The following is a 20280-nucleotide window of genomic DNA, read 5'->3' on the forward strand; positions in this document are numbered from 1 at the left end:
CGTCATGGGAGCTAAACTATCAAGAAGAGACAGGATTAAAAAAGGCATCAGAAAACGCCTTTCAGGATCGTCAGAGCGTCCTCGCCTGTCAGTATTTAGAAGTAATAAAGGTATTTATGCGCAGATCATTGACGATGTAACCGGTAAAACTTTAGTTTCAGCATCATCTTTATCAAAAGATTTTGCCGCTGAAGGTACAAAATCAGATCAGTCAACAGCTGTAGGTAAATTAGTAGCTTCAAAAGCTATTGCCGCAGGTATTAAAGATGTGGTTTTCGACAGGAACGGTTACCTGTACCATGGCCGTGTTAAGTCATTGGCTGAAGGTGCACGTGAAGGTGGTTTAAACTTTTAATCGAAAAGAGAAATGTCAACAATCAACATAAAAAGAGTAAAAACAAGCGAGATCGAATTAAAAGACCGCTTGGTAAGCATACAGCGTGTTGCCAAAGTAACCAAAGGTGGCCGTACTTTCAGCTTCTCTGCTATCGTAGTAGTAGGTGATGAAAACGGTGTTGTAGGTTACGGTTTAGGTAAAGCTAAAGAGGTAACTGAAGCTATTGCTAAAGGCATTGATGATGCTAAAAAGAACCTGGTAAAAGTTCCAATCATTAACGGAACTGTACCTCATGAGCAAATTGGTAAATTTAGCGGTGGTTTTGTTTTCATTAAACCAGCAGCTAACGGTACCGGTGTAATTGCAGGTGGTGCTATGCGTGCCGTATTAGAGTCGGCAGGTGTACACAACGTATTGGCAAAATCAAAAGGTTCATCAAACCCGCACAACGTGGTAAAAGCAACCGTATCGGCATTAGCCCAGTTACGTGATGCAAATACAGTAGCACAACAGCGCGGTATTAGTTTAGGTAAAGTATTTAACGGATAATCAGTCATGGCTAAGATCAAAATAACACAGATTAAGAGCGTGATCGACAGAACGGAACGCCAGAAAAAAACAATCGAGGCTTTAGGCTTGCGTAAAATTAACCACAGTGTGGAAGTTGAGGCTACACCTGCTATAGTTGGGATGGTTAGGAAAGTGAACCACCTGGTAGCGGTTGAAAATATTTAATATCATGAATTTAAGTAATTTAAAACCTGCAGAAGGTTCAACCAAAAATAGAAAAAGAATTGGCCGTGGTACAGGTTCTGGCCGTGGCGGTACGTCAACCCGTGGCCACAAAGGCGCCGGTTCACGTTCAGGTACCAGCACCAAGGTAGGCTTTGAAGGCGGTCAGATGCCTTTACAGCGCCGTGTGCCAAAGGTAGGCTTTAAAAACCCTAACCGTGTTGAGTACACAGGTGTAAACCTTGATGTACTTCAGGAATTAGTAACAAAATTCTCGCTTACAAGTGTTGATTTTGATACTTTGAAAGAGCACGGTTTAGCATCACGTAACGACCTGGTTAAGATCCTGGGCCGTGGTGAGCTTACTGCCAAATTAGAAGTTAAAGCACATGCATTTACTGCTACAGCTCAAAAAGCTATTGAAGCTGCAGGTGGTACCATAGTTAAGTTATAATTTCGATGAAGAAATTTTTCACCACATTATCCAATATCTGGAAAATCGAAGATCTGAGAGTGCGTATTACTAACACACTCTTATTTCTTTTAATATATCGTGTAGGCTCATTCGTTGTTTTACCCGGCGTTAACGCTGCGATAGCATCAACCCAAAAGGCAGAAGGATTAGTAGGATTGCTGAATATGTTTGCGGGAGGTTCGTTTTCACGTTCCTCTATTTTCGCGTTAGGTGTTATGCCTTACATTTCGGCTTCAATTGTGGTGCAACTGCTGGGTATTGCCGTTCCGTATTTTACCAAATTGCAAAAAGAAGGTGAAAGCGGACGCAACAAGCTAAACCAATGGACCCGCTATTTAACAATAGGTATTACCTTTTTACAAGCTATAGGTTACCTTAAATCGCAGGTTGCTGCTGATGCAAGGACTATTGCTGATCCGTTCACCTTTATCTTCCTTAACACTTTCGTGTTAACTGCAGGCACATTATTCGTAATGTGGTTAGGTGAAAAGATTACTGATAAAGGTATCGGTAACGGTATATCACTGATCATCATGGTTGGTATCATTGCTCAGTTACCGGGCGCTTTTACTACCGAGTTCATTTCGCGTAATGGTGGTGCCGGTGGTTTGATCGCGTTCATTGTTGAGATTGTAGCGCTTATTGGCGTAGTAATGTTTACTATACTGATAGTACAGGGAACCCGTAAAATTTCGGTACAATACGCTAAACGTATTGTGGGTAACAAACAATATGGCGGCGTGCGTCAGTATATACCTTTAAAGGTAAATGCTGCCGGTGTAATGCCAATCATATTTGCTCAGGCATTAATGTTTATCCCGCAAACAGTATCGCAGTTTTTCCCTAACGTATCATCAAATGGTATACTGATAGCTTTGGCTAATTATAACTCATGGGAGCATAACCTGTTGTTTGGTATCCTGATTATCCTGTTCACTTACTTCTACACTGCTATTACGGTTAACCCTAACCAAATGGCAGATGATATGAAGAAAAACGGTGGCTTTATTCCGGGCATCAAACCAGGCCGTACTACTGCCGAGTTTATTGATGGCGTAATTTCAAGGATAACTTTACCAGGATCTGTATTCCTGGCTATTATAGCAATCATCCCGGCTTTGGCCAGTTTGGTTGGTGTATCTCCAATATTTGCAAGGTTCTTCGGCGGTACATCGCTGATTATCCTGGTAGGTGTTGTGCTGGATACATTACAGCAAATAGAAAGTCATTTGTTGATGCGCCATTATGATGGTTTAATGAAAACCGGACGTATTAAGGGACGTACAGCTATGCCTGCCGCTGCCGGTACCAGTCCGACAGCGATTTAATTAGTAATGTCAAAAATCCATTATAAGTCTGTCGAAGAGATAGAACTCATAAGAGAAAGTTCTTTACTTGTTTCTAAAACACTCGGAGAGATAGCCAAGGTTATCGCTCCGGGTGTTAAAACAATTGAACTGGATAAGCTTGCCGAAACCTTTATACGGGATAACGGCGGTGTTCCTGCCTTTTTAAACTATCACGGATTTCCTTACTCCCTGTGTATCTCCCTGAATGATCAGGTTGTACATGGCTTTCCTGGCTCGCACGTTTTAACCGAGGGCGACCTGGTATCAGTTGATTGTGGTGTTATTTTAAATAAATACTACGGCGATTCGGCTTATACCTTTGCTATTGGTGAAGTAAGCGACCAGGTTAAAAAACTCATGCGTGTTACGCAGGAGTGCTTAAAACTGGGCGTTGAGAAAGCGGTTGTGGGTATGCGTATTGGTGATATTGGTTACGCTGTACAGGAGCATGCCGAAAAGAACGGATTTGGTGTGGTGAAGGAACTTGTAGGCCATGGTGTAGGGTTAAAGCTGCACGAGAAGCCGGAAGTGCCTAACTATGGCAAACGTGGTGCAGGTATCAAATTGGAAGAAGGAATGGTGATAGCTATCGAACCGATGATCAATGCTGGCCGTGCCGGTGTTAAATTCTGGGATGATGGCTGGACAGTTTCAACTTCTGATAAGAAACCTTCGGCGCATTATGAGCATACTGTAGCGGTACGCAAAGGTACTCCAGACATTTTATCGACGTTTGATTACGTAGAAAATGTTTTAAAAGAAAAAAATAATAATTAAATAATTTTTTATTAATTTTGCATCCCGGTTTTAGGGCGGATAATTAAGTAATAATCAACAAAATATGGCTAAACAATCTTCGATTGAGCAAGACGGTACAATTAGAGAGGCATTGTCGAATGCAATGTTCAGGGTTGAACTTGAAAATGGTCATGAGATTATAGCGCACATATCGGGCAAAATGCGTATGCACTACATTAAAATTCTTCCTGGCGACAGGGTGAAATTGGAAATGAGCCCATACGATTTAACAAAGGGTAGAATAACCTATAGATATAAATAAAAAGATGAAAGTTAGAGCATCCATCAAAAAGCGCAGCGCTGATTGCAAGATCATCCGCCGTAACGGGAAACTTTACGTTATTAACAAAAAGAACCCGAAGTTTAAACAACGCCAGGGCTAATAACAATTACTGAATTGGAGAATGTTGAATTACTGATGATAGCGATTCGATAATTCAATGATTCGATAACTCAATAAACTACAAGAAATATGGCAAGGATTTCAGGTATTGATTTACCAAAGAATAAAAGAGGAGAAATCGGACTTACTTACATTTACGGTATCGGCCGTTCAACAGCTCAAAGAATTTTAGCTGAAGCTGGCATCGACGTAAATATTAAAGTACAAGACTGGACCGATGAGCAATTAGCTGCTATACGTGGTATCATCAACGAGCAAATTAAAGTTGAAGGTGCTTTACGTTCAGAAGTACAGCTTAACATTAAACGTTTGATGGATATTGGTTGCTACCGTGGTACACGTCACCGTAAAGGTTTACCATTACGTGGTCAGCGTACTAAAAACAACTCACGTACCCGTAAAGGTAAACGTAAAACAGTTGCTAACAAGAAAAAAGCTACTAAGTAGTAAGTGATTGGTGAGCAAAGAGCGGTGAGTAGTTGTCGCTTTTAGATCGCCAGGAATACCTCATTTGAAAATTATAATTAATGAGTCCGAATTATTCGCTAATTCAGTAATTCATTAATTCAAAAATTAAAAAAATGGCTAAAGCTAAAAAAGTTACCAAAAAACGCATTGTAATTGTTGAGCCAGTTGGCGAAGCACACATCAATGCTACTTTTAACAACATCATCATTACCCTTACCAACAAAACCGGCCAGGCAATTTCATGGTCATCTGCTGGTAAAATGGGTTTTAAAGGTTCAAAGAAAAATACTCCTTACGCTGCCGGTCAGGCTGCTGCTGATTGCGGTAAAGTTGCTTATGACTTAGGTTTACGTAAAGTTGAAGTATTTGTAAAAGGCCCTGGTGCTGGTCGTGAGTCAGCTATCCGTACTTTGCAAACTGCGGGTATCGAAGTAACTACGATTAAAGATATTACACCGCTTCCGCACAACGGTTGCCGTCCTTCAAAAAGAAGAAGAGTTTAATTAACATATTTTTTAAAGCTAAGATTCAGCAACTACAGGTTGTTTGATACTTTAAGAACACACAAAAATGGCCAGATATACAGGACCGAAATCCAAAATTGCCCGTCGTTTCCGTGAGCCGATCTTCGGTCCGGACAAAGCGTTAGAACGTAAAAACTACCCACCGGGCCAACATGGCGCATCAAAACGCCGTGGAAAGCAATCAGAGTATTCAACTCAGTTGCAAGAGAAACAAAAAGTAAAATACACTTACGGTGTATTAGAGCGTCAGTTCGAAAACTTATTTCACCGTGCATCTGCTAAAGAAGGCATCACAGGCGAAAACCTGTTGAAATTCTTGGAAGCACGTTTAGATAACGCTGTTTTCCGTTTAGGTATTGCTCCTACACGTTCGGCAGCACGCCAATTGGTTAACCACAAACACATCACTGTTAACGGTGCTGTTGTAAACATCGCTTCTTATGCATTAAAAGCTGGTGACGTGGTTGCAGTACGTGAGAAATCTAAATCATTAGAAGCTATCACTACTTCAGTAGCCGGAAGAAGAATCAACAAATACAGCTGGTTAGAGTGGGATGCGAATAACCTTACAGGTAAATTCCTTAACTATCCTAACCGCGATGAGATTCCTGAAAACATCAAGGAAAACCTGATCGTCGAGTTGTACTCAAAATAATAAGATATTGGATATTAGATGTGAGATTTGGGATTTTTTCTCAAATCTCATTTCTGGTTACATACGTAAACAAATCAATTATAAGAATGTTCTTAGGTACCAGATAGTTGAATACGGGCATGTAAAAATGTCCTGAACCTAATATCTCAAATCTCAGATCTATTAATTAGTAAACAATAAATAAAGGATATAAATGGCAATTTTAGCATTTCAAAAACCAGACAAGGTTATCATGCAAAAAGCAAATGATTTTGATGGTACGTTTGAATTTCGTCCGTTAGAACCAGGTTTTGGTGTAACCATTGGTAATGCTCTGCGTCGTATCTTACTTTCATCACTTGAGGGTTTTGCTATCACTTCTGTACGTTTTTCGGGAGTAACGCATGAATTTTCAACCATCAAAGGTGTTGTTGAAGACGTAACCGAGATCATCCTGAACCTTAAACAAGTTCGTTTTAAGAAAACAGGAGAGTCTGGCGACAGCGAGAAAATATTTGTTATTGTAAATGGCCAGGATGCATTTAAAGCTGGAGATATCACCAAATTCTCTAACAACTTTACTGTATTAAATCCTGATTTGGTACTTTGCAACATGGACCCATCGGTAACGCTTGAAGTTGAGCTTACTGTAGGTAAAGGCCGTGGTTACGTACCAAGCGAGGAAAATAAAAATCCTGACGCTAACGTTGGTGTTATAGCTATCGATTCGATCTATACCCCGATCAAAAACGTAAAATATACCATCGAAAACTATCGTGTTGAGCAAAAAACCGACTATGAAAAATTAGTATTGGATATTGCTACCGATGGTTCTATCCATCCTGAAGATGCTTTGAAAGAAGCAGCTAAAATCCTGATCCAGCACTTTATGCTGTTCAGCGATGAAAACATGATGCTTGAAGCACAGGCTAAAGAAGAAACTAAAGAGGTTGACGAAGAGATCCTGCACATGCGCAAGATCCTTAAAACCGAATTGGTTGATCTTGACCTTTCTGTACGTGCCCTTAACTGCCTTAAAGCTGCTGATATCCGCAGCCTTGCTGATCTGGTATCGTACGATGTTGCTGACATGTTAAAATTCAGGAACTTTGGTAAAAAATCGTTAACTGAAATCCAAGACCTGGTTAAATCAAAAGGCTTATCTTTTGGTATGAACCTGTCTAAATTTAAGTTAGACGAAGAATAATAAGAGATTAGAGGTTTGAGATAAGAGATTAGTCTTATTTCAAACCTTTCTTTTTTAAATGAATATTAATTAAGCGAAAGCATAATTCCGAGGGCTTGAGCCTATCGCCCAACGGTATGCACGTGAAATATATAAAACAATGAGACACGGAAACAAAAACAATCACTTAGGCCGTACTACCAGCCACCGCAAAGCGATGCTGGCTAACATGGCAACTTCGCTTATTTTACACAAGCGTATCACTACAACATTAGCAAAAGCAAAAGTTTTACGCGGTTATGTTGAGCCACTTTTAACAAAATCAAAAAACGATACTACGCATTCTCGTCGTACAGTATTTAGCTACCTTCAGGATAAAGATGCTACTTCAATCCTTTTCCGCGAAGTTGCTGAGAAAATTGCTAACCGCCCAGGTGGTTACACCCGTATCATCAAGTTAGAAAACCGTTTAGGCGATAACGCTGAAATGGCAATCATTGAACTTGTTGATTACAACACTGTTTACGGTGCTGACGCTGCTGCTCCTGCTAAGAAATCAACCCGTCGTCGTGGTGGTTCTGGCGCGAAAGCTAAAACTGCTGCTCCTGTAGCCGCAGAAGAAGCTGTAGTAGTTGAAGACGTTAAAGAAGAACCAGCTGCTGAAGCACCTGCACCTTCTGAAAACGAAGAAAATGCTGAAAAAGGCGAATAATTAATTATTCATCTTAACAGATACTAAAAGCGGCCTGCTCATTGAGCGGGCCGCTTTTGTTTTAATCAGGCTCTTTTATCTGTAAGCAGTTTGTTTTGAACAGGGAATGTAAATGTATGTTTTTTCAGCCCGGATGTTTTTTACTGAATTTTTAACTCCTGGTATTGTTTTAATGTTCTCCTGCTTACAGAAGTTTCATTGTTTGAAACTTTACAGTTTTTGTATAAATTTCTAATAATCAGTTTATTAGTTGGTGTTTTTTGATTTATTGTAGTTAAATTTAAGAGGTAATGTAATCAAGTTTAACCCTTAAATCCTAAAACAATGAAAAATCTTTTGATCGTGCTTTTGGTACTTTTAGCAGGTAGTACATGGGCCCAAGCCCCAAAGAAAAACGGCATCATTTACAAGGAACATCCATATATCACCATTGTTAACAAATCAAACGATCTGTTTATTAAGCAGGATTGGGCCGGCCTGGCGAAATTATACGCTGACACGGCTATATTTTACGACCCGACGAGTCCAAAGAAGATTTCTCTTGCCGATCAAAAAAAGGGCTGGGCTGCTATAGCTAAAGACTGGGGAGACATCAAAATTGTTAAAGTAGGTTACCCCGATGGTCTTCAATATGATAAAGACCCTTTTACCGTGCAATCGTGGTGGACGATAACTACAGTAAACAAAAAGACAAAGAAGACTGCTAAATTTCATTTGGTGCAGTTTGATGAATTTAATAAGGCCGGGAAAATAGCTGTTGAGATAGCTTACTATGATCAAACACCACTTATCAACGCTTCAAAATAATTAAATACACGTATTAGGGCTATAAAGACTTACGGTATCTGTTGTGGATTAACCGTAAGTCTTTTTTGTTTACCTATTTTTTTAATTGATAAGTTAAGAGGCCCTCAACATCATTAATCAAACTAAAGCCGCATTTATCCAGGATCCTTCGCGATGGAAAGTTATCGGCATAAGTATGTACGATGATGGCCTGTACAAAATCATGAGTAAAGGCCCATTGCGATAGCAATTTCAACGCTTCGGTAGCAAATCCATTGTTATGCTGGTTAGCATCGATCATATAGCCTATTTCCGCTTCTCCTGTTTCATTAGGATATCCGGCGAAGCCCATCCCTCCGATAACGGTGTTAGTGCTTTTAAGAACGATTTCCCAGTCCGTATACCAGTGATGTTTGTCGGGAAAAGCAAGGGTATTAGGTAGCCAGAAATTATCGAAGGCGTCGTCGATTTCTTTGATATATAATGGATCGATTAGCATAGCAGAAGGGTTTAAGCCTAATGACAGTTCCAGCAGTTTACGATCCTGCTTAAGTAATAGTAATTGCGCGCGTGTTAACGGTATCATTTGTAACCGTTGCGATTGAATAAAAAACATGGATTGTTTGGAATTAAATAACAATAAAAAATCAGTTCGCTTTTTAAAAGTGAATGTACAGCCAATAGGAATGTGGCTGTTTGTTATGCAATTCCAGGCAATGTGATGAGCCTGTTGGGTTTGTTAAGTAACAGAGGCGGTTATTTTATGCGTATAAAAGTAAGGTTTTTTGCGATTGTCTGAACTCGAATTAAACGAATTAAAGAATTGATCGAATGCTAAGCAAATTCTAAAAAATCTTTAATTCAGGTTCAGATCACTCATCAATATAAAATTTAATATCATTAAACCGGCTGCGCCCTTCGCGTACAAAATTGCCATCGATATTATAGAGCACATCGCCAAAAAGGGTACGACCTTTCCTGATCAGGTTATCGTCGATATTGCAAACTACATCGCCAAACATCCCTTGTCCCTTTTTTACTATTTTGCCGTCTATGGTATATAAGATGTCGCCAAACCGGCCCTGGCCTTTCCGTACGTAGCTGCCATCGATGGTGTAAAGCACGGTTCCAAACTTGTTATTGCCTTCCCTGATATATTTCATAGCGGTGTTATAATTGCGCGTTTCAAATTAAGGGATAAACTGACAATTAGCAAACCGTGGATAACCTTTTACCTTTCGCCTTTTACCTTTCGCCTCGCAATTTCTGCCAACCTGTCACCGTAAAGTAAGCTATCCTGCCGCCTTGTTCACAAACTGACAATTAGAGGCGATTTTTACTGCCATTGGCATATTGGCACACGCATTGATAAATAGCGGTGGTAAGTAAACAATAAATCAAAAAAGAAAAACAATCATATATGTCTAAAATAATTGGAATCGACTTAGGAACAACTAACTCCTGCGTTGCTGTAATGGAAGGTAACGAGCCTGTAGTTATAGCTAACAGCGAGGGTAAACGTACTACGCCGTCTGTAGTGGCTTTTATTGATAATGGCGAACGTAAAGTTGGTGATCCTGCAAAACGTCAGGCTATCACTAACCCTACAAAAACCATTTCGTCAATCAAACGCTTTATGGGTAACCAGTTTAGTGAAGTTACAAGTGAAGCGGCACGTGTACCTTATAAAGTAGTTAAAGGCGACAACAACACCCCACGTGTTGAAATTGGCGACCGTAAATATACCCCGCAAGAAATTTCGGCCATGATTCTTCAAAAAATGAAGAAAACTGCTGAAGATTTCTTAGGTACCGAAGTAACTGAAGCGGTTATTACCGTTCCTGCTTACTTTAACGATGCTCAGCGCCAGGCTACTAAAGAGGCCGGTGAAATTGCTGGTTTAAAAGTACGCCGTATCATTAACGAGCCTACAGCTGCTGCTTTGGCTTACGGTTTTGATAAAGCGCACAAGGATATGAAAATTGCTGTGTTTGACTGCGGTGGTGGTACGCATGACGTATCTATCCTGGAGTTGGGCGATGGTGTTTTCGAAGTAAAATCAACTGACGGTGATACTCACTTAGGTGGTGACGACTTTGACCAGGTAATTATTGACTGGTTGGCAGAAGAATTTAAAAGCGACGAAGGTATTGATCTGCGTAAAGATCCAATGGCTTTACAACGTTTAAAAGAATCGGCCGAGAAAGCTAAAATTGAGTTATCAAGTTCAGCACAAACTGAAATCAACCTGCCATACATCACTGCTGTTGATGGCATGCCTAAGCACTTAGTTAAAACTTTAACCCGTGCTAAATTTGAGCAATTAGCTGATACTTTGATCAAACGTACTATCGAGCCTTGTAAATCGGCTTTGAAAAACGCTGGTTTAAGCACTTCTGATATCGACGAAGTGATCCTGGTAGGTGGTTCAACCCGTATCCCTGCTATCCAGGAAGCTGTACAAAAATTCTTTGGTAAAGCTCCTTCAAAAGGTGTTAACCCAGATGAAGTTGTGGCTATCGGTGCTGCTATTCAAGGTGGTGTATTAACAGGTGAGGTTAAAGACGTGTTATTACTTGACGTTACCCCACTTTCATTAGGTATCGAAACTATGGGTGGTGTAATGACTAAATTGATCGAGTCAAACACTACTATCCCTACTAAAAAATCTGAAACTTTCTCAACCGCCAGCGACAGCCAGCCATCAGTTGAGATCCACATATTACAAGGTGAGCGCCCAATGGCTGCGGGTAACCGTACTATAGGTCGTTTCCACCTGGATGGTATTCCACCAGCACCTCGTGGCGTACCACAAATCGAAGTTACTTTCGATATTGATGCTAACGGTATCCTGCACGTATCTGCAAAAGATAAAGCTACAGGTAAAGAGCAAAAAATCCGTATCGAAGCTTCTTCAGGTTTAACTGATGCCGAGATCAAAAAGATGAAAGACGAAGCTGAAGCAAACGCTGATGCTGACAAAAAGGCAAAAGAAGAAGTTGAAAAACTGAACGCTGCCGATGCCCTGATCTTCTCGACAGAAAAACAATTGAAAGAGTACGGCGATAAGATCCCTGCTGATAAAAAAGCTCCAATCGAAGCTGGTTTAGCTAAATTGAAAGAAGCTTATTCAGCTAAAAACTTTGACGCTATCGAAGCTGCACAAACCGAGCTTAACACTGCCTGGACTGCTGCATCTGAAGATATGTACAAAGCTTCTGCCGAAGGTGCTCAAGGTCAGCCAGGTGATGGCAACCCAGGTGCCGGTGCGCAGGATAACTCTGACACCGTTACAGACGTTGATTTTGAAGAAGTGAAATAATAAGTTTTATTTCTATAGTATAAAGCCCGGTTTGGTTAATTCCACACCGGGCTTTTTTTGTGAGATAAATCTTCCATTTACACGTCATTGCGAGGTACGAAGCAATCTCCGACTGTACAGCGCGGACTTGCATCGCCTCTCTGCCTCTTGGGGTTGCTTCGTACCTTACAGCAATGACGCTATGAGTTTTAGTCGGCGTTTAACCTCACCTCAATATCTCCGCTTTCATTCCTCATTACCCCATCTTTCAACTTAACTCCCTCAAACCCATGCAAAACAAATTTCAACTGCATAAACCGCGATTTAAATGCCCCCTCAACCGCCGATAAACCGATGCTTTTTTCTACGGAGTTGAAACTGATAACGCGTTTATAATAACTACCCTGTTCATAATCATACGAGACACCATCATCTTCATAGTAAACGAAGCTATTAGGTTCGTTTCCATTCCAGATGTGGATCTGCAATATGCCATCTCCGGGTTCATTGGTGCTTTGCACAACACTTTGCATTGGGATAATGCCGCCTGCTTTTACAAACACGGGCAAATCTGTCAGCGGGGTCGACACATTCACTACTTGTTCGCCATCATAAAATCTGTCATTGCTTAGCCGGTACCAGGAACCTTTAGGCAGGTAAACATCTTCATTAAGTTTAGTACTCTCTACCGGGACAATCAGCATGGCATCGCCAAACATAAATTCATTTTGAAAGCGTTCGTCAAAAATGTTTTCATCGGTTGTATGCTCAATAGCCAATGTGCGGTTTACCGGCAAACCGGTTTGGGTTGATTGGTAAAAGCTGCTATACAAATAGGGCAGGAGTATATACCGCTGCTCGATATCTTTTTTGATGATCTGCTCATTGTCTACACCCCATTCCCATGGCTCACGCATTTTGCTGCCCTGTATGGCATGATTGCGGAACATAGGAGTATACGTACCCAACGAATTCCAGCGCACCATCAGCTCGGGCGTAGGGTTGCCGCTGAAACCGCCAATATCCACACCGACAAAAGCCATACCTGTAATCCCTAAACTGTTCACCAACCGGGGGCCTAATAGCATATGGGCGTCGGTGGCAGTGTTATCACCTGTCCACACAGCTGAATAACGTTGTGTGCCTGAATAAGCGGCACGGGTTAATACAAATGGTCGTTTGTTGCCCAGGATCTTCCTTGTGCCATCATAAGTTGCACGGGCCATTTGCATGCCGTAGGCGTTGCGTACCTCCGGCATAAACTTATCACCAAATTTTACTATCCACGGAATGTTTTGCCCCCATGCGGCAGGTTCGTTCATATCGTTCCAAAAACCTTCAACGCCGGGATTGGTAAGCGCGGTAAAGGCTGCACCCCACCACTCGCGGACATCTTCCCTGAAAAAATCTGGAAAATGGCAGCGACCGGGCCAAACGTAACCGGTATAGTTTTCGCCATCGGGGTATTTGGCAAAATAATCTTGTTCAATGCCCTCATCATATTCTTTGTAATCCTCTTCTACCTTAATACCCGGATCAACAATGGTAACCAGTCTGAAGTGCATAGCTTTTAGCTGATCCAGCATTTGCTTGGGTTTAGGGAAAGTCTTTTTATTCCAGGTGAAGATCTTGAAATCGTCCATATAGTCGATATCGCAATACATGACATCGGCAGGGATTTGTTTTTTACGGAAGGTTTGGGCTATGTTCAACACCTCATCGGCGCTCATATAGCTCCATCGGCATTGCTGATAACCCAGGCTCCAGAGCGGCGGCATTTCCATCCGGCCGGTAAGCCAGGTATAATCCTCAATAATTTTGGCAACTCCCTGCGCTCCGAAGAAATAATAATTCAAATCACCACCGTCGGCACCAAACCAGCTTGTTTCCTCATCTGTAGATGCACCGAAATCGAAATAACTTTTATAGGTATTGTCGAGAAAGAGGCCGTAGGTGAGGCCGCTGTGTAGCCCTATGAAAAACGGAAAGGTTTTATAAAGCGGATCAGATTCGGGGGTATGGTTGGGCGCATCGGTATTCCAGTTTACGTAAGCAGAACCGCGCCTGTCAAGGTTGCCGGTTTTTTCGCCAAGCCCGATAAATCTTTCGCCTTCGAACATTCGACGATAGCAGGTTACCCGTTCGCCCTGCCAGTTGGTGCCGAAGCGGGCATCATCTTCACTAAGTGAAATGCCATCGACAGTAAAAAAATTAAACCTCAACGGTGATTTCTGGATGCTAAGCTTTAATGCCGACGTGGTTATATCAATATTGGCAGAGGATTCATCAAAATCAAAATCGGGCTGCGGTTGCCTGATCACAGCGAAGGATGTATCTGCCGGATCGAAGTTTTTGCTGATGTTTACCCGGATAATGGTTGGGCTGTAGATGTAAACCCTCGCTTCGGCTTCGGCGGTTTTAATGATTAATATGCCATCCTGTTGTTTGAAGCCCTGTACGTTACCTGCTATTTGAAAATTCATGCCTGTGGTGTACCCGGATAGATAGGATACTTAAAAGCAACGTTGTTTGGTTGGGCTGGTTTTGTAAAATGTGAGTTTGCTTGCTTACTTTTAACAGCGCTAAGGTTATTTAATGAAGTTACTTCAAGATATACTATTACCGATATACACACTAAGCAGAACAAAAAGGGGCGCCGACTCGCAAGGCGCATCAAACCTTGCGAAAAGTATTGCTGCCGCAATGTTGTTTTTAAGTTTCAATCTTATCCGGGATTTATTTGTACTGTGCTTCATCAGTAAGAGAACTTATAATGCCAACGGGATTATTTTTAATAATGATCATTATGTTTTGATTGGCGTAGCATTATGCTTGGGCATTTTTTGTACTTCCACTAAATCATGGGAAGATGAACATCAAAGAACTGAATCAGATGGTTATGCACTTGCCGTGCCTTTAATAATATTAGCGATGTTGATATTAGGGGCTGCAAGCATAAACCTGAAGGTGCATGATGTTTTTAAATAACCTGTTATTGCTTTAGCCCGACCAATCGGTTAATCTGACCGATCAACTCCCCTTAATTTTCGACCAACTCGTAAAATATTGATAATTAATGCGTTTTAAGCGTTTGCCGATTGCTTTTTGTGATTGGTCTATATTTATAAAGCGCTGGTATAACACTTTTTAGCAGTTAAAATTAATGTTGTTCATTTGATCATTGAAAATAACAAACACAAAATATTTAACATACTTAAAAGCTCAAAATCATGAAAACTTCAATAAAATTATCAGCATTATTCTTCTTATTAACTGCAGGTGTTTTTGCTACTACAGCCGCTAAAGCAGCCGATGTAACCCCAAAAGCTAAAGAGGTAGTATCTTTCCGCGCACTTGACCACGATCGTGGTGTTAAACTAACTATCGCGAAATCAGATGCCGGCCGTTCATTTGTACGTGTTTATGGCAAACATAACGAGTTGTTGCTGAAAGATGTAGTATCAACCAAAACTGATGTTGAAAGAGGTTATGTTTTAACCGAACTTGAAGATGGCGATTATACTATGGAAGTTAAAACAGGCAACCAGGTAGTTAAGAAAAACCTGCACGTATACGAAGAAAACGATCAAAAAACATTCTTTATTTACCAGGACTAATTTTTAATTAAGCATATCAATAAAAAAAGCTCCCGTTCGGTTACCGACGGGAGCTTTTGTTTTAAGTAGTAAAATATTTAGTCCCAAAGTTTTTCAGGGTAAACGCCGTTAGCTACAAGATCAGAAATGCTTTTTTGAACAATAGGCTTATCTTCTTTGTAAGTAACACCGAACCATTTTGAACCTGTAGGGATCACTTTAAATGCAGCTGTACCATCTTTAATCAGTTTATCGGCAGCCAACGGAATAAAGAACTCTGATTTAGGGTTATTTTCGTTAGCGGCAACAAAGTCTACAAACATTTGCTCGCTTTGTTTAAAGATAGCTGGAGTAAAGCCCCAGAAGTTCATTGATACGCGGGTATCGTTAGGAAGCGGGTGCTCGCCGGTCGCGTCTTTATAAGCTACGCTGCCATCTTCTTTAAAATAAACTTCGGTACGCTCGTTAATTTCAACCATGTTGCCGGCATCATCAACTTTACATACACCGCGTGATACCGAACCGTAATCAGAAAGTGTACGGTCAATCTGGTATCCTACCAGCGAATACAGGTCGTCTTTAACTTCGGTGGTTAAGAATTTAGCCATTTTTTCAAATGCGTCATAACCATAGTAGTCATCAGCATTAATTACACAAAAAGGCTCGTTAACCTGGTTGCGTGCTGCAAGTACCGCATGGGCAGTTCCCCATGGTTTAGCGCGTTCTATTTGTTTATCAATACCAAATGGTTTAAGGTCAAAACTTTGAAATACATAATCTGTTTCAACACGGCCAGCCAGTTTTGGCTCAAAAATAGCTTTAAAGCTATCGGCAAACTCTTCGCGGATGATAAAGGTTACTTTACCAAAGCCGGCTTTAATGGCGTCGTAAATTGAATAATCAATAATGGTTTCGCCATTGGGGCCAAAACCGTCAACTTGCTTCATGCTTCCGTAACGGCTGGCCATACCTGCCGCGAGTATCAATAAAGTTGGCTTCATAGTAGATTCTTGGGGATTTTTAATATTTGGGTTGCGTTTTAATTTTTTATGAGAGAAATGAATATTAGCCCGAATTGTTTTACGGGTTATATTAACTTTTTGTTATTTGATATACCTGAAGTCCTGACCTGCCTGTATGTTTAACAGCGATTCGTATATCAAACGGATCACATTGTCAACATCTTCCTTGTGGATCATCTCTACAGTGGTATGCATATAACGTAGAGGCAATGAGATTAATGCCGACGGAACGCCGTCATTTGAATACGCAAAAGCATCGGTATCGGTACCTGTTGAACGTGATGACGCCTGGCGCTGGAATGGAATACCCGCTTTTTGGGCGCTTTCAATCAATAATTTATTCAGGTTGTTTTGTACAGCAGGGGCGTATGATACTACCGGGCCTTTACCACAGGCCAGATCGCCCTGGGTAATTTTATTGATCATTGGCGTTTGCGTATCATGCGTAACATCGGTAACGATAGCCACATTAGGTTTAATTTTATGGGCAATCATTTCGGCACCACGTAAACCAATCTCTTCCTGTACTGCATTAACTATATATAGGCCAAAAGGTAGTTTTACATTGTTTTCTTTTAGCAAACGGGCTACTTCGGCAATCATGAAGCCGCCTGCACGGTTATCAAGCGCGCGGCCGACATAATAGCGGTCGTTAAGCACCATAAACTCATCCTCATAGGTAATTACGCAACCTACGTGGATGCCCAGTTTTTCAACCTCTTCTTTTGAAGTACACCCGCAATCTAAAAAGATGTTTTTTAGTGTTGGGGCCTCTTCTTTATCGCCACCCAGGCGGGTATGGATAGCCGGCCAGCCGAAAACGGCTTTAACTACGCCATTATCAGTATGGATGTTTACACGCTTTGAAGGAGCTATCTGATGATCTGAACCACCGTTACGGATAACATATATTAAACCATCGTTGGTAATGTAGTTTACAAACCACGAAATTTCATCGGCATGGGCTTCAATAACTACTTTATAATCGGCCTTAGGGTTAATGATACCAACCGCTGTGCCGTAGTTATCAACATAATGTGTATCGATATAAGGTTTCAGGTATTCAAGCCAAAGCTCCTGGCCTTTCCACTCAAAGCCGGTAGGCGAGGGGTTGTTGATATATTTTTCGAAAAACGCGAGTGAAGTTTCATTTACAACAGAAGTATGCTGTGGGGCGTCAGATTTCTTTTTAGCCATGTCGGATTGATGTCAAACTAAGTGTAATACAGCAAATATAATAAAGCTCGTGACATTGCGCTAAAATTAAGACGGATATAAACTGAGTATTAAATATGTACGATTGACATTAAACGTTTTTGAAAATATTTAGTCACAATAAAGACGCTGGTTTGTTTTGATACAAAAATGACCGGTTATTTCATAATGCTTTCATGCTTATGTTATACCTTTCCGCGATATTTAATTTTTAATAAAGTGAAACTATTCAGGCTTACTTGTATCTTATTTGCTGCTTGCTTTTTAGCCGCGTGCAGTGTTCCTCAATATGTAAATGTTCCGGTTGATTATGCTCCGAAACTGAATTTTAGCAGGGGAAGGACAACTATAGTGGTTGTTAATCATTATATGCCCGATTCAACCCGTAACCGGGGCAAGCGTGTATTGGCTACGTTTAAAGCCGCTGCTTATACCGCTATTAATAATGCTGCCATTCAATTGCACGCTCTGCCGGGTGTAAAAGTAGTTAGACTGGTAGATTCGGTTAATTTTACCGCCAATACCGATTCTGTTAAGTTTTTGGCTAAAAAATACAAAGCTGCTTATGTGCTGGCTTTTGAGGATTTTAAAGGTGAAACCAAATGGAAACAAGACAATTATAACGGTGTGCCATCTGTTTACCGTGCAACGGTTATCACTACAAGCTTTACCCTTTACGAAGCAAACGGCCTTTACTCTAAAAAGCTAAATGGCGAAGGCGAGTTATATGATAATAACTCCTACGGAAGCGCATCAAGTTTACTTGCCCACGGTGGGCCACTATTTGACGCCATCCGAAATTCGGCTTTAGATGCACTTAAGGATTATTTGCCATATACCGATTACCACGACAGGCCGCTTTATGCCAACGGCGATCAGTTAAGCAGTTCGGTCGAGCTGATCAAAGCCGGAAAGTTTGATAAGGCTTTCCAGATCCTGAACCCGCTTATTGATGGGCCCGACCTGAAGCTTGCCAGCAGGGCTGCTTACAACCTCGCGGTAGTGTATGAAGCCCAGGGTGATATTGAAGCCGCGCTTGATGTGGCCAAAGTATCCAATCAAAAACAACCTAATGATTATGCTAAAGCCATTATAGTTGATTTGATGAAAGAATAAAGCGCCCAAACCTAAACCAACCTTATTACAAATACCTTGAAAACTTTATTAATCATTTGTGCGCTTGCCGCCCTGGGTTTGGCATCCTGCGGTGTCGATTATCAACTTACCGTGCCGGTTAACTATGCTCCAAAACTGGAACTGGGACATGACGAAACCAGGGTTGTAGTGGCAAACCGGTTTACGGTTGATTCGGTAGCGAATAAAAATAAGCGTAAACGCAATGTGTTAAAAGGCGGCTCCTACAGCGCTATTGCAATGGCCGCCAAACAACTTGATATGCTGCCGCATATTCAAACAACCGTACTTGCCGATTCTGCCAATTTATCTGCCGATACTACACCGGTAAAAAAGCTTGCCGAAAAGTACAGTGCCAATTACGTTTTAACCCTTGATTCGCTAAGTGCTGATATACCCATGGAGCTTGTTGACACCATGGAAGTATATACTACGGTGGTTAACGTGAAATTTACGCTGTATGAAAGCGATGGCAATTACTTTAAGATATTGAGAGGTAAAGCAAAAGATTATCATTCGGAGAGCCGTTATTACGGTATATTGGCAGCTTTGATAGTGCATCCTACGGTAAAGGGAAATGGGCAGGCAATAAACCAATCGGCAGGGAACGCGGCTATTGACGCTATTAAGGATTATTTGCCATCTACCTTAACTAATCAGCGACCGCTTTATGCTGATAACGACAGCCTGAAAGCAGCTATTAACCACATGGTCGCGAAGCGGTATCATGAAGCCTTTAAAATACTGAACCCCATTATTGATGGGCCCGACCTGAAGCTGGCCAGCCATGCGGCCTATAACCTTGCTGTATTATACGAAGCGCAGGGCGATATTGAAGAAGCCCTCAAGGCAGCGAAGTTATCGAACGAAAAACAACAAAACTTCCGGGCAAACGCCATTATTCCGTCTCTTGAGCAGGAGTAAGCGGTTTTTCGAGGATCTCGTAATCGAATCCGTTTTTTGAAAATAGGTTGCCGGTGTGGCTAAAGCCCGCTTTAAGATAAAAGTTAATGGCAGACAGCCTTGCATTGCACCACAAGCGGGTGCCGCCGTTTGTTGTGGCAAAGTCGGTTATATGTTGTAATACCAGGCGGCCTATTCCCATGTTCTGCATGGTTTCGTCAACAGCAAATTTCCTGAACTGCCAATCGGTACCTTTATCAAAAAGAGATATCACCGCTATAATATTGTTATCCTTAAACGCAGCAAAGTGATAGCCGTGGTTATCCTCATCCATTTCCATTTCATAAAGTTTGCTTTCTGGATACAAAACGCGCTGCCTCAGTCTCCAGGTAAGTTCCGGACGAATTTGCTCTATAGATACTTCTGACATTTTTAATTTCGGATGTTCGATTTCGAATTTGGTAAATGAAAGCCCAAAAGTAAACAAATAAGATATTTTACTGTGTAAACAGCAACCTCGGCTCTGGCGGTAGCTCAATGGCATTAAGTTAAAGGAAATCCCCAGAGGGGGTAAAGGTTTGTAGCAATAATATACCCAAAAACAACCGTGCCATAGGTACGGAACACCGGAGTTGTGTACCTATGGCACACTAAAAATCAGGTATATCTTACTGCTACAAACCTTTTGCACCTCTGGTGCAGCCT

General features: G+C 41.3%; 25 protein-coding genes. 19 read left to right on the top strand and 6 right to left on the bottom strand.

Translation table 11 applies throughout. The features are described 5' to 3' along the window. Nucleotides 1-4: 4 nt before the first annotated feature. From rplR to EAH55_RS05875, 14 genes are all read left to right on the top strand, one after another. Nucleotides 5-355: a 50S ribosomal protein L18 gene (rplR, locus tag EAH55_RS05810; RefSeq protein WP_112574509.1), complete on the top strand. Its 351-nt coding sequence runs from the start codon at nucleotides 5-7 to the stop codon at nucleotides 353-355. A 12-nt stretch (nucleotides 356-367) separates the two neighbouring features. Continuing rightward, nucleotides 368-886: a 30S ribosomal protein S5 gene (rpsE, locus tag EAH55_RS05815; RefSeq protein ID WP_090529238.1), complete on the top strand. Its 519-nt coding sequence runs from the start codon at nucleotides 368-370 to the stop codon at nucleotides 884-886. 6 nt (nucleotides 887-892) lie between these two features. Beyond that, complete coding sequence (gene rpmD / locus EAH55_RS05820; RefSeq protein ID WP_022833274.1) at nucleotides 893-1072, top strand: 50S ribosomal protein L30; 180 nt, start codon at nucleotides 893-895, stop codon at nucleotides 1070-1072. Between the two features lie 4 nt (nucleotides 1073-1076). Then, nucleotides 1077-1523 carry a 50S ribosomal protein L15 gene (rplO, locus tag EAH55_RS05825; RefSeq protein WP_112574508.1) on the top strand — a complete coding sequence of 149 codons (447 nt, stop codon included), beginning with the start codon at nucleotides 1077-1079 and terminating at the stop codon, nucleotides 1521-1523. A gap of 5 nt (nucleotides 1524-1528) precedes the next feature. Beyond that, nucleotides 1529-2872, top strand: coding sequence for a preprotein translocase subunit SecY (gene secY, locus EAH55_RS05830; protein ID WP_121808808.1), 1344 nt, complete (start codon nucleotides 1529-1531; stop codon nucleotides 2870-2872). 6 nt (nucleotides 2873-2878) lie between these two features. Then, nucleotides 2879-3670, top strand: coding sequence for a type I methionyl aminopeptidase (map, locus tag EAH55_RS05835; protein WP_112574506.1), 792 nt, complete (start codon nucleotides 2879-2881; stop codon nucleotides 3668-3670). A 64-nt stretch (nucleotides 3671-3734) separates the two neighbouring features. After that, nucleotides 3735-3953: a translation initiation factor IF-1 gene (gene infA, locus EAH55_RS05840; protein ID WP_022833270.1), complete on the top strand. Its 219-nt coding sequence runs from the start codon at nucleotides 3735-3737 to the stop codon at nucleotides 3951-3953. A gap of 4 nt (nucleotides 3954-3957) precedes the next feature. Next, nucleotides 3958-4074 carry a type B 50S ribosomal protein L36 gene (gene ykgO, locus EAH55_RS05845; protein WP_022833269.1) on the top strand — a complete coding sequence of 39 codons (117 nt, stop codon included), beginning with the start codon at nucleotides 3958-3960 and terminating at the stop codon, nucleotides 4072-4074. Nucleotides 4075-4163: 89 nt separating this feature from the next. Continuing rightward, complete coding sequence (gene rpsM / locus EAH55_RS05850; RefSeq protein WP_091215993.1) at nucleotides 4164-4541, top strand: 30S ribosomal protein S13; 378 nt, start codon at nucleotides 4164-4166, stop codon at nucleotides 4539-4541. Nucleotides 4542-4675: 134 nt separating this feature from the next. Then, a complete protein-coding gene (rpsK, locus tag EAH55_RS05855; RefSeq protein ID WP_112574505.1) occupies nucleotides 4676-5065 on the top strand; it encodes a 30S ribosomal protein S11 in 390 nt (129 codons plus the stop codon). Nucleotides 5066-5132: 67 nt separating this feature from the next. Beyond that, nucleotides 5133-5741, top strand: a complete 609-nt coding sequence (rpsD, locus tag EAH55_RS05860) for a 30S ribosomal protein S4 (RefSeq protein ID WP_112574504.1) — start codon at nucleotides 5133-5135, stop codon at nucleotides 5739-5741. 193 nt (nucleotides 5742-5934) lie between these two features. Beyond that, nucleotides 5935-6927, top strand: coding sequence for a DNA-directed RNA polymerase subunit alpha (locus EAH55_RS05865; RefSeq protein ID WP_022833265.1), 993 nt, complete (start codon nucleotides 5935-5937; stop codon nucleotides 6925-6927). 139 nt (nucleotides 6928-7066) lie between these two features. Beyond that, nucleotides 7067-7618 carry a 50S ribosomal protein L17 gene (gene rplQ, locus EAH55_RS05870; protein ID WP_114940013.1) on the top strand — a complete coding sequence of 184 codons (552 nt, stop codon included), beginning with the start codon at nucleotides 7067-7069 and terminating at the stop codon, nucleotides 7616-7618. 324 nt (nucleotides 7619-7942) lie between these two features. Continuing rightward, complete coding sequence (locus tag EAH55_RS05875; RefSeq protein ID WP_121808809.1) at nucleotides 7943-8425, top strand: nuclear transport factor 2 family protein; 483 nt, start codon at nucleotides 7943-7945, stop codon at nucleotides 8423-8425. A 73-nt stretch (nucleotides 8426-8498) separates the two neighbouring features. Here EAH55_RS05875 and EAH55_RS05880 read toward each other — a convergent pair whose 3' ends face one another. Both EAH55_RS05880 and EAH55_RS05885 read right to left on the bottom strand, forming a co-directional pair. Then, nucleotides 8499-8990 (bottom strand): GNAT family N-acetyltransferase, encoded by a 492-nt coding sequence (locus EAH55_RS05880; protein WP_162996755.1) that lies wholly within the window; start codon nucleotides 8988-8990, stop codon nucleotides 8499-8501. Nucleotides 8991-9276: 286 nt separating this feature from the next. Next, nucleotides 9277-9567, bottom strand: coding sequence for a hypothetical protein (locus tag EAH55_RS05885; protein WP_121808811.1), 291 nt, complete (start codon nucleotides 9565-9567; stop codon nucleotides 9277-9279). 257 nt (nucleotides 9568-9824) lie between these two features. Here EAH55_RS05885 and dnaK point away from each other — a divergent pair, with 257 nt between their 5' ends. Further along, nucleotides 9825-11726: a molecular chaperone DnaK gene (gene dnaK / locus EAH55_RS05890; protein ID WP_112574498.1), complete on the top strand. Its 1902-nt coding sequence runs from the start codon at nucleotides 9825-9827 to the stop codon at nucleotides 11724-11726. Between the two features lie 188 nt (nucleotides 11727-11914). Here the strand turns inward: dnaK and EAH55_RS05895 are convergent, their stop codons facing one another. After that, nucleotides 11915-14188 carry a glycoside hydrolase family 31 protein gene (locus tag EAH55_RS05895; RefSeq protein WP_121808812.1) on the bottom strand — a complete coding sequence of 758 codons (2274 nt, stop codon included), beginning with the start codon at nucleotides 14186-14188 and terminating at the stop codon, nucleotides 11915-11917. 112 nt (nucleotides 14189-14300) lie between these two features. On the opposite strand from EAH55_RS05895, the gene EAH55_RS05900 reads away from it, so the two are divergent. Beyond that, a complete protein-coding gene (locus EAH55_RS05900) occupies nucleotides 14301-14693 on the top strand; it encodes a hypothetical protein (protein ID WP_121808813.1) in 393 nt (130 codons plus the stop codon). A 242-nt stretch (nucleotides 14694-14935) separates the two neighbouring features. Continuing rightward, nucleotides 14936-15322 (top strand): hypothetical protein, encoded by a 387-nt coding sequence (locus EAH55_RS05905; protein ID WP_114940020.1) that lies wholly within the window; start codon nucleotides 14936-14938, stop codon nucleotides 15320-15322. Between the two features lie 77 nt (nucleotides 15323-15399). Here EAH55_RS05905 and EAH55_RS05910 read toward each other — a convergent pair whose 3' ends face one another. Both EAH55_RS05910 and EAH55_RS05915 read right to left on the bottom strand, forming a co-directional pair. Continuing rightward, nucleotides 15400-16302, bottom strand: a complete 903-nt coding sequence (locus EAH55_RS05910) for a nucleotidyltransferase family protein (protein ID WP_121808814.1) — start codon at nucleotides 16300-16302, stop codon at nucleotides 15400-15402. Nucleotides 16303-16404: 102 nt separating this feature from the next. Continuing rightward, the gene (locus EAH55_RS05915; protein WP_090534250.1) at nucleotides 16405-17520 is read right to left on the bottom strand and encodes a M42 family metallopeptidase; all 1116 of its coding nucleotides are present in this window, start codon (nucleotides 17518-17520) and stop codon (nucleotides 16405-16407) included. Between the two features lie 237 nt (nucleotides 17521-17757). Here EAH55_RS05915 and EAH55_RS05920 point away from each other — a divergent pair, with 237 nt between their 5' ends. Together EAH55_RS05920 and EAH55_RS05925 are read left to right on the top strand one after the other, a co-directional pair. After that, on the top strand, nucleotides 17758-18654 hold the full coding sequence (locus EAH55_RS05920) for a DUF6340 family protein (protein ID WP_162996756.1): 897 nt from the start codon (nucleotides 17758-17760) through the stop codon (nucleotides 18652-18654). Nucleotides 18655-18690: 36 nt separating this feature from the next. After that, nucleotides 18691-19596 (top strand): DUF6340 family protein, encoded by a 906-nt coding sequence (locus tag EAH55_RS05925; protein WP_121808816.1) that lies wholly within the window; start codon nucleotides 18691-18693, stop codon nucleotides 19594-19596. Here the strand turns inward: EAH55_RS05925 and EAH55_RS05930 are convergent. Continuing rightward, entirely contained in the window at nucleotides 19571-20005 is a 435-nt protein-coding gene (locus EAH55_RS05930) for a GNAT family N-acetyltransferase (protein WP_121809042.1), read from the bottom strand. The two genes, EAH55_RS05925 and EAH55_RS05930, sit on opposite strands and share 26 nt — an antisense overlap. Nucleotides 20006-20280 lie beyond the last annotated feature (275 nt).

The sequence above is a fragment of the Mucilaginibacter kameinonensis genome (assembly GCF_003675385.1).
Classification (GTDB): domain Bacteria; phylum Bacteroidota; class Bacteroidia; order Sphingobacteriales; family Sphingobacteriaceae; genus Mucilaginibacter; species Mucilaginibacter kameinonensis.

What these genes read in the sequence shown, in the direction of transcription:
- rplR (WP_112574509.1), top strand. Translation starts at nt 5, where the DNA reads ATGGGAGCTAAACTATCAAGAAGAGACAGGATTAAAAAAGGCATCAGA.
- rpsE (WP_090529238.1), top strand. Translation starts at nt 368, where the DNA reads ATGTCAACAATCAACATAAAAAGAGTAAAAACAAGCGAGATCGAATTA.
- rpmD (WP_022833274.1), top strand. Translation starts at nt 893, where the DNA reads ATGGCTAAGATCAAAATAACACAGATTAAGAGCGTGATCGACAGAACG.
- rplO (WP_112574508.1), top strand. Translation starts at nt 1,077, where the DNA reads ATGAATTTAAGTAATTTAAAACCTGCAGAAGGTTCAACCAAAAATAGA.
- secY (WP_121808808.1), top strand. Translation starts at nt 1,529, where the DNA reads ATGAAGAAATTTTTCACCACATTATCCAATATCTGGAAAATCGAAGAT.
- map (WP_112574506.1), top strand. Translation starts at nt 2,879, where the DNA reads ATGTCAAAAATCCATTATAAGTCTGTCGAAGAGATAGAACTCATAAGA.
- infA (WP_022833270.1), top strand. Translation starts at nt 3,735, where the DNA reads ATGGCTAAACAATCTTCGATTGAGCAAGACGGTACAATTAGAGAGGCA.
- ykgO (WP_022833269.1), top strand. Translation starts at nt 3,958, where the DNA reads ATGAAAGTTAGAGCATCCATCAAAAAGCGCAGCGCTGATTGCAAGATC.
- rpsM (WP_091215993.1), top strand. Translation starts at nt 4,164, where the DNA reads ATGGCAAGGATTTCAGGTATTGATTTACCAAAGAATAAAAGAGGAGAA.
- rpsK (WP_112574505.1), top strand. Translation starts at nt 4,676, where the DNA reads ATGGCTAAAGCTAAAAAAGTTACCAAAAAACGCATTGTAATTGTTGAG.
- rpsD (WP_112574504.1), top strand. Translation starts at nt 5,133, where the DNA reads ATGGCCAGATATACAGGACCGAAATCCAAAATTGCCCGTCGTTTCCGT.
- EAH55_RS05865 (WP_022833265.1), top strand. Translation starts at nt 5,935, where the DNA reads ATGGCAATTTTAGCATTTCAAAAACCAGACAAGGTTATCATGCAAAAA.
- rplQ (WP_114940013.1), top strand. Translation starts at nt 7,067, where the DNA reads ATGAGACACGGAAACAAAAACAATCACTTAGGCCGTACTACCAGCCAC.
- EAH55_RS05875 (WP_121808809.1), top strand. Translation starts at nt 7,943, where the DNA reads ATGAAAAATCTTTTGATCGTGCTTTTGGTACTTTTAGCAGGTAGTACA.
- EAH55_RS05880 (WP_162996755.1), bottom strand. Translation starts at nt 8,990, where the DNA reads ATGATACCGTTAACACGCGCGCAATTACTATTACTTAAGCAGGATCGT.
- EAH55_RS05885 (WP_121808811.1), bottom strand. Translation starts at nt 9,567, where the DNA reads ATGAAATATATCAGGGAAGGCAATAACAAGTTTGGAACCGTGCTTTAC.
- dnaK (WP_112574498.1), top strand. Translation starts at nt 9,825, where the DNA reads ATGTCTAAAATAATTGGAATCGACTTAGGAACAACTAACTCCTGCGTT.
- EAH55_RS05895 (WP_121808812.1), bottom strand. Translation starts at nt 14,188, where the DNA reads ATGAATTTTCAAATAGCAGGTAACGTACAGGGCTTCAAACAACAGGAT.
- EAH55_RS05900 (WP_121808813.1), top strand. Translation starts at nt 14,301, where the DNA reads ATGAAGTTACTTCAAGATATACTATTACCGATATACACACTAAGCAGA.
- EAH55_RS05905 (WP_114940020.1), top strand. Translation starts at nt 14,936, where the DNA reads ATGAAAACTTCAATAAAATTATCAGCATTATTCTTCTTATTAACTGCA.
- EAH55_RS05910 (WP_121808814.1), bottom strand. Translation starts at nt 16,302, where the DNA reads ATGAAGCCAACTTTATTGATACTCGCGGCAGGTATGGCCAGCCGTTAC.
- EAH55_RS05915 (WP_090534250.1), bottom strand. Translation starts at nt 17,520, where the DNA reads ATGGCTAAAAAGAAATCTGACGCCCCACAGCATACTTCTGTTGTAAAT.
- EAH55_RS05930 (WP_121809042.1), bottom strand. Translation starts at nt 20,005, where the DNA reads ATGTCAGAAGTATCTATAGAGCAAATTCGTCCGGAACTTACCTGGAGA.